The 13,152-nt window shown below is 58.6% G+C and carries 13 protein-coding genes; 11 read left to right on the forward strand and 2 right to left on the reverse strand.

The genetic code is table 11. The annotated features are described in order from the left end of the window. The first annotated feature begins 286 nt into the window (after positions 1 to 286). The 6 genes from ACM6IR_RS16910 (at position 287) to ACM6IR_RS16935 (ending at position 7,184) form a co-directional block, all read left to right on the forward strand. Positions 287 to 2,515: a C1 family peptidase gene (locus tag ACM6IR_RS16910; RefSeq protein ID WP_414908760.1), complete on the forward strand. Its 2,229-nt coding sequence runs from the start codon at positions 287 to 289 to the stop codon at positions 2,513 to 2,515. Between the two features lie 195 nt (positions 2,516 to 2,710). Continuing rightward, entirely contained in the window at positions 2,711 to 4,660 is a 1,950-nt protein-coding gene (locus ACM6IR_RS16915) for a DNA topoisomerase III (RefSeq protein WP_414908761.1), read from the forward strand. A gap of 239 nt (positions 4,661 to 4,899) precedes the next feature. Further along, positions 4,900 to 5,343, forward strand: coding sequence for a potassium channel family protein (locus ACM6IR_RS16920; RefSeq protein WP_414908762.1), 444 nt, complete (start codon positions 4,900 to 4,902; stop codon positions 5,341 to 5,343). 51 nt (positions 5,344 to 5,394) lie between these two features. Further along, positions 5,395 to 5,898, forward strand: coding sequence for a GNAT family N-acetyltransferase (locus ACM6IR_RS16925; RefSeq protein ID WP_414908763.1), 504 nt, complete (start codon positions 5,395 to 5,397; stop codon positions 5,896 to 5,898). Between the two features lie 518 nt (positions 5,899 to 6,416). Beyond that, positions 6,417 to 6,746 carry a hypothetical protein gene (locus ACM6IR_RS16930; RefSeq protein ID WP_414908764.1) on the forward strand — a complete coding sequence of 110 codons (330 nt, stop codon included), beginning with the start codon at positions 6,417 to 6,419 and terminating at the stop codon, positions 6,744 to 6,746. Between the two features lie 135 nt (positions 6,747 to 6,881). Then, positions 6,882 to 7,184, forward strand: coding sequence for a hypothetical protein (locus tag ACM6IR_RS16935; protein WP_414908765.1), 303 nt, complete (start codon positions 6,882 to 6,884; stop codon positions 7,182 to 7,184). Here the strand turns inward: ACM6IR_RS16935 and cynR are convergent. Then, on the reverse strand, positions 7,170 to 8,057 hold the full coding sequence (cynR, locus tag ACM6IR_RS16940) for a transcriptional regulator CynR (protein ID WP_414908766.1): 888 nt from the start codon (positions 8,055 to 8,057) through the stop codon (positions 7,170 to 7,172). The genes ACM6IR_RS16935 and cynR overlap by 15 nt on opposite strands. A gap of 121 nt (positions 8,058 to 8,178) precedes the next feature. Here cynR and cynS point away from each other — a divergent pair, with 121 nt between their 5' ends. The 4 genes from cynS (at position 8,179) to ACM6IR_RS16960 (ending at position 11,185) form a co-directional block, all read left to right on the forward strand. After that, on the forward strand, positions 8,179 to 8,646 hold the full coding sequence (gene cynS / locus ACM6IR_RS16945; protein ID WP_414908767.1) for a cyanase: 468 nt from the start codon (positions 8,179 to 8,181) through the stop codon (positions 8,644 to 8,646). Positions 8,647 to 8,838: 192 nt separating this feature from the next. Then, on the forward strand, positions 8,839 to 9,498 hold the full coding sequence (locus ACM6IR_RS16950; protein ID WP_414908768.1) for a carbonic anhydrase: 660 nt from the start codon (positions 8,839 to 8,841) through the stop codon (positions 9,496 to 9,498). A gap of 418 nt (positions 9,499 to 9,916) precedes the next feature. Beyond that, a complete protein-coding gene (locus ACM6IR_RS16955) occupies positions 9,917 to 10,432 on the forward strand; it encodes a DoxX family protein (RefSeq protein ID WP_414908769.1) in 516 nt (171 codons plus the stop codon). Between the two features lie 54 nt (positions 10,433 to 10,486). Further along, on the forward strand, positions 10,487 to 11,185 hold the full coding sequence (locus tag ACM6IR_RS16960) for a dienelactone hydrolase family protein (RefSeq protein ID WP_414908770.1): 699 nt from the start codon (positions 10,487 to 10,489) through the stop codon (positions 11,183 to 11,185). 147 nt (positions 11,186 to 11,332) lie between these two features. Here the strand turns inward: ACM6IR_RS16960 and ACM6IR_RS16965 are convergent, their stop codons facing one another. Further along, complete coding sequence (locus tag ACM6IR_RS16965; RefSeq protein ID WP_414908771.1) at positions 11,333 to 11,953, reverse strand: cell wall hydrolase; 621 nt, start codon at positions 11,951 to 11,953, stop codon at positions 11,333 to 11,335. A gap of 200 nt (positions 11,954 to 12,153) precedes the next feature. On the opposite strand from ACM6IR_RS16965, the gene ACM6IR_RS16970 reads away from it, so the two are divergent. Beyond that, entirely contained in the window at positions 12,154 to 13,005 is an 852-nt protein-coding gene (locus tag ACM6IR_RS16970; RefSeq protein ID WP_414908772.1) for a CAP domain-containing protein, read from the forward strand. Positions 13,006 to 13,152 lie beyond the last annotated feature (147 nt).

A 13,152-nucleotide genomic window follows, 5' to 3' on the forward strand; every position in this document is an offset into this window, starting at 1 on the left:
GAACGCGTTATCGTTAACGTCCTTCGCGAGCAAGCTCGCTCCTGCATTCCCCGCGACGGCTGCGCCGCAGCCCCAAAACCAGAGACCACGACTGTCAGGTATAACCCAGAATTCGCAATCACGACGGTTTCGCAGCCGAACGGGATTGCCACTCTCCTGGAAACGGGCGAAACACTCGAACCGGGTAAAACATCGTCTACGATCAATAGCACCGTGACACCCCTACTGGGCAGTCGAGCAGTCGTGGCGTGGGGGGGACGAGTCTCAACAGCTTGAGGGACCCTACATGCCGGCCACACAGTTCGCTCTCGATCAAAAGCTCATCACCCTCGATGCCCGTCCGGATCGCCTGGATCTACGCGATCGCATTTTCACCCCGCGCGTCCAGTCACTGCCGCCCTCCTGGCCCGCCGACAAAGACATTGCGACCGAGCTCTCGGCTTACCTGGCTAAAGGCATGGTGCTTTACCAGGGCAACGAAGGCGCGTGCACCGGGTTCGGGTTGGCGGCGGTGGTCAACTATCTGTTGTGGCGACGGGACCGGGCCTCCACACAAACCAGCCCGCGCCAGCTTTATCATTTGGCCAAGCTGTATGACGAATGGCCCGGTGAAGACTACACCGGCTCCAGTTGCCGGGGTGCCTTGAAGGGATGGCATAAGCATGGCGTCTGCGCGCAGGCGCTGTGGCCGTATACCGTAAAACCCGACGGTTCGGTGCCGGATTTCGAAGCGCCGGCCGAGAATTGGGCGATTGACGCGATGACTCGACCGCTGGGGGTCTATTACCGTGTCGAGAAAAACGATGTCACCGCGATGATGGCGGCGCTCTACGAAGCGGGCGTGTTGTACGTTTCCGCCAATGTGCATCAGGGGTGGGCGCTGATGCAGCCCAACGCCAAAAAACGCCCGCCCGTGGTGTTCAAGAGCATGTCTGTGCTTCCCGTCATCAAATGGCCGGCAAAGCCTCAGGGCGGTCACGCGTTTGCCTTGATCGGCTACACCTATCAGGGGTTCATCGTGCAGAACTCCTGGTCAACCGACTGGGGATTTTCAGGTTTCGCCATCCTGACGTTCGAGGACTGGCTGGCCAATGGCACCGACGCCTGGACCGTGGCTCTCGGCGTGCCGATCGAACACGGTGCGCTTTCGAATAGCCCGTCGGCACGCGCCAGGGTCGATGCTCGATCGCCGTTTCGCAACGCGCTGTCGAGCGCCAGCGCCAAGCGCGAAGGTGTCTCGCTGTTCACCGCCAGCGCCCCCGATCTCGATCGCAAAGGCCCGCCGCTGTTGACCATGGACCAAGCCTATGGACTGACCATCGTGATGGAAAACAACGGCAGCATCGGGCCCCGACTCACCGACGTGGAAAACGTCCAGGCCGGGGTCAGGCGTATCGTCTACGAGTCCCCCCGCGCCTGGTACGACAAGCTGCCGGCAGCCAGCAAACCGGCGGTGTTGCGGATCGCCATCTATGCCCATGGCGGACTCAATTCAGAGCAAGACTCCATCAACCGGATTTGTGCGATGGCGCCCTACTTCCTCGAAAACAGCCTTTACCCGCTGTTCGTCACGTGGCGCACCGGCGCGCTGGAAACGTTCGCCGACATCGTTAAAGACACCCTGCCGGGACTGTTTCCCGAAGCCGGCAGCCTCAGCGATGTGTTGAAGAACATCAAGGACAAGGCCCTGGAAGGCCTGGACCGCACGGTGGAGCTGGCAACCAAGAAACTCGGCGGCGATCAGTGGAGCCAGATGAAGCAGAACGCCGACGCCGCCTCCGTGGCAGGCTTCACGCCGCGCGGGCTGGTGGAAATGGCGGATAATCTGAAACAACTCGTCGCCGACATGGGCAAGAACAACGTCGAGTTGCACCTGATCGGTCATTCGGCGGGCTCGCTGATCAATGGCCACTTGATTCAACTGTTGTGGGCCAGAAGTTTGTCCATCGAAACGTCGACGCTGATGGCCCCGGCCTGCACCCTCGATTTCGCCAATCAGACCTACCGCAAAGTCATCGAGGCCGGTGGGCTCAAGCGCGAGGATTTCCACATCCACATGATGTCCGACAACCGCGAACAGGACGACAACGTCATCAACGTGTACCACAAGTCACTGCTGTATCTCGTGTCCCGTGCCTACGAAGAACTGCAACGCATGCCGCTGCTGGGCATGGCCAAAGCCCTGGATAAAGACTTCCAGGACTTCAGCGACCCCGATCTGTCCGAGTGGAACATCGCCGCGAAAAGCATGACCGAACAGTGGAATCAGTTTTACTGGGGGAGCACCATTCCAGCCGGTTTTGCCGCGACAGGCCGCGGGCTACCGGAGGAATTCGCGAAAACCCTGCACATCTTCAACGATCCCAAAATGAACTATGGCGCAGGCACCAAGGCAGACACATCCCACGGAGGATTCGACAACGACGTAAACGTCATTACCGCCGTGTTACTGACCATCCTCAGGCGCGACCCCGACGCGAAGCTGGACCTGCCAGTGGTGAACCTCAACTATTAATGTAGGAGCAAGCTTGCTCGCGATGGAGGTGAACGATGACGCGTACCGTTTGGAAAAATGCGTCGCCTTCAAATCCATCGCGAGCAAGCTCGCTCCCACAAGAAAAAACTGTACATCCATACAGATAAAGATTGATCCATCGTTCATCAGCCGCCATTCTGTCCGCCTCTCGACTGTTCATGAGCGATGGTGGTTATGCGGCTGTATCTCTGTGAAAAACCTTCCCAGGCCAAAGACATTGCGGCGGTGCTCGGCGCCAGGCGTCGTGGCGACGGCTGCTGGTTGGGAACGGACGTCACGGTGACCTGGTGCATCGGCCACCTGCTGGAAACCGCGCCACCGGATGCCTATGACGCACGTTACAAGCGCTGGGTACTGGCGGATCTGCCAATCATTCCAGAAAAGTGGAAGATGACCGTCAAACCGCGCACGGCCAGCCAGTACAAGGCCGTCAAACGGCTGCTGGGCGAAGCCGATGAGCTGGTGATCGCCACCGACGCCGACCGTGAAGGCGAGATGATCGCCCGGGAGCTGGTGGAGCATTGCCGGTATCGCGGGCCGATCCAGCGTCTGTGGCTCTCGGCGCTGGACGATGCCTCCATCCGCAAAGCCCTGGCGGCGCTCAAGCCCGGGGCCGAAACCTTCAGTCTTTATCATTCGGCGCTGGGGCGTTCCCGGGCCGACTGGCTGATCGGGATGAACATGAGCCGGCTGTTCACACTGCTAGGGCGTCAGTCAGGCTATCAAGGCGTATTGCCGGTCGGCCGGGTACAAACCCCCACCTTGCGCCTGGTGGTGGATCGCGACCGCAGCATCGCCGATTTCGTGCCGGTGGCTTACTGGGCCATCGACGTGCAATTGCGGCACGACGGCACCGCGTTCACCGCCCAGTGGCGTGCGGCGTCCGAGGTTTGCGACGACCAGGATCGCTGCCTCAATCAGGCGCTTGCCCAACAAGCCGCTGCGGCAATAGGCAGCGCGGCGACTGCCCGGGTGATCAAAGTGCGCACCGAGCGCATGCGTGAAGTGGCGCCGCTGCCGTTCGATCTGGGCACGTTGCAGGAAGTCTGCTCGAAGAAGCTCGGCCTCGGCGCGCAAGAAACCCTCGATATTGCCCAGGCACTCTACGAAACCCACAAAGTCATCACCTATCCCCGCAGCGATTGTGGCTACCTGCCCGTGAGTCAGCACAGCGAAGCGCCCAGTATTCTGGCGGCGCTGCGCCAGGCCGACCCGACGCTGAATGCCTTGAACGATCACCTGGAGCCGCAGCGACGCTCGCGGGCCTGGAACGACGCCAAGGTCAGCGCGCACCACGGCATCATCCCCACGGCGGCGGCGAAAAACCTTGAGCGACTGGCGGGCAAGCAGCGCGCGGTCTACACCCTGATCCGCGCGCGTTATCTGGCGCAGTTTCTGCCCAATCATGAATACGACCGGACCCAGGCCGACTTCGATTGTGCAGGTGAAGCCCTGCGCGCGGTGGGCAAACAGATCGTTGAGCCCGGCTGGAAACGTGCCCTGCCCGAGGCCCTTGCCCCGGCAAAGGGCCGCGAAGCGCCGGCGCCGCAAACACTGCCGGCCTTGGCCGAGGGCCGCGACTGTGCGGTGGTCGACGTGAAACTCAAGGACCTGTGGACGCAACCGCCGAAACCGTTCACCGAAGGCGACCTGATCAAGGCGATGAAGAACGTTGCCAAACTGGTGGAAGATCCACTCCTCAAGCAAAAGCTCAAGGACACCACCGGCATCGGCACCGAGGCGACCCGAGCCTCGATCATTCAGGGTTTGCTCGACCGCGGTTACCTGATCAAGAACGGCAAGGCCCTGGCCGCGACGCCAGCAGCTTTCAGCCTGATCGATGCCGTGCCGCGCGCCATCGCCGATCCCGGGACCACGGCGATCTGGGAGCAGGCCCTGGACATGGTGCAGAGCGGTGAAATGAGCCTGGAAGAATTCGTCACCAAGCAGGCCGCGTGGATGAGCAAGCAAGTCGCCCGTTGCGCCGGCCTGAGCCTGACCATCAGTGGGCCGGCCAGCCCTGCCGGGCGCGGTGCGACACCTTGGAAGAACAAACGAAAACCGGCCAAACGCAAGCCGTCGACCGGCATCAAACGCGCAGCAAAACCCGCTAGCAACACGTAATGTTTCATTTTAATCCGAAGCTTTTTCAGCCATTTTGAAATTCCATGAGGCATTACACACAGCAGACTGCGGACGACTTTCGCGCGGCCTGGTTGCCTGCTCGTCAATCAACTAGAGTGAAGTGACAGCCCTTGCTGCAACTGCCGGGGCCTGGATCGATGTGCTGAAACTACCGCAGTAGTGGATGGCCTCGAGGTCATCCAGGGGCCACATCGGGCTGAACGCCTTGAGGAACACCGATGTATTCAAACATCCTTTTCACTTGGGGGCTGGCGGCCAGTACGGTGTTCGTACATGCCATGGGTATTGCGCTGATGCTCAGGGCTCTGGATCGCTGGGCAAGGACGCATCCAACGACCCTCTGGGCCATTAGCTGGCGGTTGGCCTGGGTGGCCTGTTACCTGCTCTTGCTCCACCTGGTAGAAATTTCGATCTGGGCAGCGTTTTATCTGTGGCAAAAGTGTCAGCCCGATCTCGAAACGGCTTTCTACTTCTCCGGCGTGACTTACGCGACGATTGGTTACGGAGAGGTGGTGATGGCGAAACCATGGCGGTTGCTCGCGCCGATCGAGGGCTTGACCGGAATCCTCATGTGCGGTTTATCCACTGGCATCTTCTTCGCGATGGTTAATCACATTTACCAGATGGCCCGCACGGAAACCAACAGCGATCACAAATCCTGATGGATTTTTAGTGGCTGGCGAGTAATCCCGCTTGAACAGGAGCCCGTCAGCATGCCTTCGATAGCACTGCACGCCGCCCAGCGCGACGAGTGGGAAACGATTGAAAACCTGATGCAGTTCTATGTGTACGACTTAAGCGAGTGGTTGCCGCTGAAACTGGCTGAACATGGTTTTTTCAAGGTCCAGCCCAAACCCGGTTACTGGCGCCACCCCGCGACCCAGCCTTTTCTGATCCGCGTCGATGGCGAGCTCGCCGGCTTTGTGACCGTGGATGACGACACCCACCTGGACGGTGCCGAACACAACATCGGCTACCTGTTTGTCACTCGACGCTTTCGTGGCCAAGGTGTCGGGAAGTTTGTCGTGTCTACCCTCTTGAGCCGCATCCCCGGTCAGTGGCAAATTTTCCACATCGATGCGAACCTGCCTGCGCGGCGGTTCTGGGCCCGGGTCATGTCCGAGCTGGTCGGTATCGAGTGCTCTCTGCATCAGCGTAAGGTGGACGGTTATCCGTGTACCTTCTACCGCTTCCAGGCTCCGGCCCCTTTGGCCTGAGCAACGCTTCCCCGTCCTTTTCTAATTCCAAACGGCTTTGTCGGACAATATGTAGTGACTGAAAATATTCACTACAAAACCGTTGACGCCTCCGATTTGCCCTTGCATGATGCAGACATCTCCCCGATCGGGAGTACAGCAACATGTTTGAGCAAGCTCGTCTGACCGCCGAGCTGTTTTCCCCGGATACACGCTGCCCACAAGGCAGATTGAAGAAGCTGACCTGGCCCGAACGTCCAGTACAAGGACGAGAAACGCTGGCGATCAATCCTCATGAAGCTTGTGGCCGACCCTGAAAAGGTCGGCAGTGGCCTCCAGGTTTTCGCTGCTTCTCTTCGTTGTGACGCTATTGCGTAGCAGCTACTCAACAAGACTACATGCAACAGACGCGGGACCTCGCCAATTTGGCGGCCGAACGCTGACGTCCTGGTTTCGGTGCCAGGGATCAACTAACCGATGGGCTACTTGTATTAGCGAATCAACTTTGAAAGATCACCAAATGGTCAAGGGGCATTATTATGAATCTGAACAATCAACCTACTATCGATGAACTGGCTCGTATGTTCGCTGCAAAAAAAGACAGCCATGACAGCCATATTCTGTGGATCAGCAAGTCGGGCCAGGTTCATATCGACTGCCTGTCGCCTCACGCCCATGAAGCGGAGTTCGACAAGAACAACCAGCACCTGCTCGCCCGACTGAAGATGTACCGTCGCGGCCAGGGCTATGTCGGCAAGAAAGCCGCAGCCGACAAGGATTTCATCGGTAAAGTTCTGCAAACGCTGAAACAGGCGTGGGCATCGATGCAGAACCACAACGAAGTTCGGGTGATTGACCGGTTCTACTGATTGCTCAATGGGTTTAATCCCTTCCCAACAATAGAAAGGCCCCGCTCGTCACATCGAGCGGGGCCTTTTTGTTTTTCTCGTGCTCATCAAACATAGCTATCGTTAAGTCTATCCACCGACCATTGGAGGCTAACGATGAACAATACCCTGATGTCCTTGCTGTTGTTGACAGTTGTGAATGTTGCCTACGCAAACAGTACACCCGACATGCCTGCTTTCGATGTCGACTGCCCCGGAAAAATCCCCGTCCACGCGGATCAGGACGGGCCGGTATTGATCAACGGCAAAGAAGCCGAGAGCAAAGCCATCGACAATCACCACTTCGAGGCCAAAGGACAGGGCCTCACGCTGTCGATCGTCCTCGACGATGAAGACACGGTGACCGTGACCCCCATTGGCAAGACACCCAATACCCCGTGCCTGTCAGTGGATGACTGATTTCGCTCTCAGCACCAGGTCCATGAAGGCCAGCGATGCTGCGCTGTGATAGTTGTTTTTGCGTCGCAGCAGAGCGGCGCCGCGCTTGGGCGCCTCCCCCAACAGCGGAATTTTGCGCAACGCGCGGTCCTGGGTGGCGATGGCTTCCGGAAGAATAGTGGCGATGGCCGTGTGCCGGATAATTTCCAGCAAGGTATTCACCGAGTTGACCTCAATCACCACCTTCGGCGTGATCTGCGCCTGGGCAAAATACTCATCGATGCGGGTGCGGGTAACGAAGTCCCGGGCCAGCAACGCAAACTCCAACTGCGCCAGGTCCTCGGCGGACAACCCGCTGTTGCTTTCATAGAGCGGATGATCGCGCCCGACCATCACCCCCAACGTCTCGGTAAACGCCGGGATCGATTCGATATCGGCACTGCGCACCTGGGAAAACGCGATGGCGATGTCCAGTGAGTCATTCGCCAACCTGGCCTCGATGTCGTCCATCGACAACTCGAAAATCTGCAGATGGATGTTCGGAAACCGCGCCACGTAATCGCGTACCAACGGGCCCACCAGGTACGCCATGAATGTCGGCGTCATCGCCAGCCGCAAAGAACCCCGGGACAAGTCCTTCACGTCATGCAGCGCGCGCTTGCCGGCGGCCAGTTCCACCAACACCCGTCGGGCGCACTCGATGTAGGCCTCACCGGCATCGGTGGGCTTGACCGTGCGCGAGGTTCGGTCGAACAGGTTGACGCCCAAGGTGTCTTCCAGTTGCCGGATCTGTTGGGACAAGGTCGGCTGGGAGACGTGCAGCGCCTCGGCGGCGCGGGTGAAACCGCCGTGGTCGGCGACCGCCAGCAAATAGCGCAGATGTCGGAGCAGCATGGAGTCATCATCCATAGGCAGTACTTATGCGCTGCATTGTATATCGGTCTTGGACGCTATGGATCAACCGGCAGAAGATTTGCTCCACACCCAAGCGTACCCACCCGATAGGAGCCCCCCCATGCAACAGTCCCACGCTTACAACGACCCAAGCCTGGCCCTGACCACGTCGATCCTCGATGCCAAGGCGCGCAAAAACCTGTCCTGGCAGGACCTGACCGACGGCACCGGCCTGGGTCTGGCCTACGTCACTGCGGCCCTGCTAGGTCAGCACCCCTTGCCGGAAAGCGCCGCCAAAGTGATTGGCGAGAAACTCGACCTGGACGCCGACGCCGTGGCCCGTCTGCAGATCATTCCGCTGCGCGGCAGCCTCTCGAGTGTCCCGACCGACCCGACCATCTACCGTTTCTACGAGATGATCCAGATCTACGGCACCACCCTCAAAGCCCTGGTTCATGAACAATTCGGCGACGGCATCATCAGCGCGATCAACTTCAAGCTCGACATGAAGAAAGTCGAAGACCCGGAAGGCGGCTCCCGCGCCGTGATCACCCTCGACGGCAAGTTCCTGCCACTGCGTCCTTTCTAAGCAGATACCGGCCGCAACGAATTTTCACCCCACGAAACCTTGTAGCAGCTGCCGAGCCCGCGAGGCTGCGTCCGAGGACGAAGTCCTCGCAGACCTTGGCGACTGCTTCGCAGCCGGACGCAGCCGGACGCAGCCTCGCGGGCTCGGCAGCTGCTACGGAAAATCACCCGATTCATGCATGAGGAAGCCACCATGAAAGCGCTCATCGACGGTTTTTTGAAGTTTCAGAAGGAAGCCTTCCCACAACGCACCGACCTGTTCAAACACCTCGCCACCACGCAACACCCCGGCACGCTGTTCATCACCTGTTCCGACAGCCGTGTCGTGCCGGAACTGCTGACCCAGCAAGAACCCGGTGAACTGTTTGTGATCCGCAACGCCGGCAATATCGTGCCGTCCTACAGCCCGCATCCAGGCGGTGTATCGGCCACCGTCGAGTATGCGGTCGCGGTACTGGGCGTCACCGACATCGTGATTTGCGGCCATTCGGACTGCGGTGCCATGACCGCAGTCGCCCAGTGCAAATGCATGGATCACCTGCCCGCCGTCAGCGGCTGGTTGCAACACACAGAGTCGGCGAAAGTCATCAATGAGTCCCGTACTCACGCCAATGACGCGGCAAAAGTGAGCTCGATGGTCCGGGAAAATGTGATCGCCCAACTGGCCAACATCCAGACCCACCCTAGTGTGCGACTGGCTCAGGAAAAGGGCCTGCTGAACCTGTATGGCTGGGTCTACGACATCGAAACCGGTTCGGTCGAGGCGCTGGACGCCAACAGTCGCAGTTTCAAGCCGTTGGCTGAGTACCCGAATACCTGTGCCGTTTACAGTAAAGCGGTTGAAGCCGCGTAATAGCCATCATCAACGGCTCGCCCTTGGCGTAACCCGCCTTGCGCCAATTCAATCCCATGTAGGAGTGAGCTTGCTCCGGGCTGCATTCCGACGATGAGGCCTTGCCAGTCACTGTTAACATTGACTGCCGGTCCGCTATCGCGAGCAAGCTCGCTCCTACCATTGATTGGCGCTGGACGTATCAAAGTGTGTACAGCCCCGCCTTTGACACACCGCCCCTATAAAACCCCGCACCAAAGACACATCGCAGATACACCCGCTTGATGAAATGTGCCTGTCGATTGGCCAAGCCGATCAACACGCTCAACTCACTCAATGCGACGGAATATCACCATGTTCAAGTTCTCGACTTCTTCCCTGACCCTCGGCCGGGGCACGCCGTTTGCCCCGCATTCCTGACTGCACGGAGACCTGGCCCATGAACACCGCAATCTCGTCGGCCGTGAAAGGCCTGCACCTGAACCTCGACCGTGCCGGTAGCTGGCTCGCCCCCCTGACCTTGCGGTTGTTCATCGCCTGGGAGTTCTTCGAGTCAGGTCTGGAAAAGTGGAACGGTGAAAACTGGTTCGCCGACATCCAGGACCGCTTTCCGTTTCCGTTCGACCATGTGTCGGCGACGCTGAACTGGGAACTGTCAATGTGGGCTGAGTTGATTTGCGCCCTCGCCATTCTGGTGGGTTTTGGCACGCGAATATCGGCCATTGTTCTGATCGTGGTCACCGTTGTTGCAACGGCTGCCGTTCACTGGCCGGCCGATTGGTCTACATTGAGTGAGCTTGCCCAGGGTTACGCCATCAGCAACAAGGGCCACGGCAACTTCAAACTGCCGCTGATCTACCTCGCCAGCCTGATGCCATTATTGCTCTCGGGGGCCGGCAAGCTGAGCCTGGATACGCTGCTGGCGCAATTCTTCTGGCACCGTAACAATCGTTGAAATGTTACTGTGGCAAGCTTCATCCCCACCTCACTTGCGTAGACAGGAGCCACCATGGCCGTGACCACCCAATGGATCGAGATCGACAGCGCAGAAGGTAAATTCGGCGCTTACCTGGCGATTCCTCATACCCAAAAAGGCCCGGGGATCGTATTGATCCAGGAGATCTTCGGCGTCAACGAGCACATCCGCTCCGTCGCCGAGCAATACGCCGCCGACGGCTATCTGGTGATCGCACCAGACCTGTTCTGGCGCAACGGCCACCGCATCGAACTGGGCTACGACGAAGCCGGCTGGAAACGTGCGGTCGAGCTGATGAATGCCACCGACATCAAAAAAGCGCAGTTCGACATCGGACTGGCCATCGACGCCCTGAAAGCTCATCCGGGTCTGGACGGCGGGATCGCATCCATTGGTTATTGCTTTGGCGGCTTGCTCTCCTACCTTACTGCCGCCAATGGGCTGGTGGACGTGGCGATCGCCTATTACGGTGGCGGGATCCAGAATCATCTGGATCGGGCCGATGAAATCGAAGTGCCGCTGCTGATGCACTTCGGTGAACAGGACAGCCACATTTCATTGGAAGCCGTGGAGAAAATCGCCGAGCGTTTCGACACCAACGATAACGTCGAAATTGTCGTCTATCCGGAAGCCGAGCATGGCTTCAACTGCTCGCATCGCGACAGCTACAACCAACGCGCAGCGGCTGAAGCCCATGGCAATACGCTGATCTTTTTGGGCATGGAAATGTAGGGCCGGCGCCAACGCCAAAGGCACCTTCATCAAACGATGAGGGTGCCTTTTTTTTTGTGGGCGGCGCTTACATCTGCAAGGCAATGCTGTAGATCGGTTCGTCTACTGTGCCGCTGGCTATCCGAAGTGTTCGCGAAATACAGACGCCTACTTCGCCGCCCCCTCATGCGGCTTATAAAAGAGAAATTTGCGGGTCTCGGTAGTCTTGATGTATTCCTTGGCCCAATCGGGTTTCACATGGCGGTCATGGAAATACATGGCGCCATGGGTTCGGTCGTTCAGTTGTTTGTTGAGCGCTTTGCGGGCGATTTCCTTGGCAATCACGTATTGGGATTCTTCCTGGGCTTGATCGGAACGCCCGTCACACCACCACGAAAACTGGCAGCTCTTTTTCTCGGAGCCTTGCTTGACCACGCCGCACACCGTATCCGGAAAGCCCTCATGACCCAGTCGGTTCATGACCACGCTGGCGACGGCTTCCATGTCTGCCGATTCCCCACCTTTGGCTTCCCAGTAAATGGAACGAGCCAGGCAGGTGATTGCCTCGTCCATAGGCGCTTTTCCTGCCGGATCGACTGCCTGCACTTCGGAGGTTGTGATGGTTTCGGCCTTGGGCACCGGCACGTCGCTGCCTTTCTCCGCGGCTTTCTGCTCCAGGACCTGGGCTTTGTCTACAGCCACTTCTTTTTTTTGTTCCTCGTTATCCGCCATCACGTGACCGGTGAGAAGGGTTAATGCAAGGCAGGTTACTGTCCAGATAAATCGCATGATCGACCCTTCTGAGTGAACTGCGTTTGAACCTCTAAATGTCGACGCTGTAGCGCATCTTATGGCGATCTGGCTTGATTGTAGTAGCCAGAGTTCATTCCAACAGACAGCGAATAAACTGTATTTCGGCGCGAAAAGGCATTGCGCTCGCGGGGGGGATATCGCGCATCATGGGCGCAGTCAGCCCAAGGGGAATTTCCATGCGTTTGATTTCATCCATTACACGTTTTGCCGCGTTGTCATTGGCGCTGTTATTCGCCGGCCAAGCACTGGCGGCCGACGATATGCAATTGATTGACTCGATCAACCTCTACCGCAGCCAGGTGCAGCGTTGCGCAGGTCAGCCGGCGGGAGAGTTGCCACCGCTGGTGGGCGATCCACGTCTGGTGCTGTCCGCCACCAGTGTTAGCGATCTGCGTCAGGCCATGGCGAGCGCGGGGTATCCGATGGTCAACGTGCAGGCGATCCGCCTGTCCGGGCCGCAAGATGCGCCGGCGGCGATGAAGGCGATTCAGGAAAGTTTTTGCCAAGTGGTGCTGAACCCGCAATTCGTCGATATCGGGGTCAGTCGGGATGGGCGTGAGTGGCGCATTGTGCTGGCGCGTCCGTTGTTGAGCGCACGTCTGGGCGACACGCAGGCTGAAGGGCAAAAGCTGCTGGCAGCACTCAATATCGCCCGCAGCCAACCCCGTCAGTGCGGCACACAATCCTTCGCCGCGACCACGCCGCTGGCCTGGAACGCCATGCTGGCCACCGCAGCGGAGGGCCATTCACGGGCCATGGCCAACAATAACTTCTTCGATCACAAGGACCGCGAGGGTCGTACACCGGGTGACCGGGCTGAATTGGCGGGTTACATCGGCCAGCAGCTCGGCGAGAACATCGCCGCCGGACAAGACACCGTTGCCAAGGTGGTCAATGGTTGGCTGAACGGTCCGGGGCACTGCGCCAACCTGATGAACCCGCAGTTCCGGGAATTTGGGGCAGCGTATGCGGTGGATCCGAAGAGTGATGCGGGGATTTACTGGACGGCGATGTTTGGCACGCAGTGAGTGTCCGGTTGTCATCAATTTTCTTGATCCTTTAAATCATGAAGCCGAATTTTTTATTTTTTTCCGACCTGTTCAAGATGGTTGCACTTTTGATATCTCGGGGGGGAACTTCATGAATCTCAATTTTGCGTTTGCGTGCATGATCGT

The organism is Pseudomonas sp. IT-P253 (assembly GCF_949768125.1).
In the GTDB taxonomy this organism is placed as follows: Bacteria; Pseudomonadota; Gammaproteobacteria; order Pseudomonadales; family Pseudomonadaceae; genus Aquipseudomonas.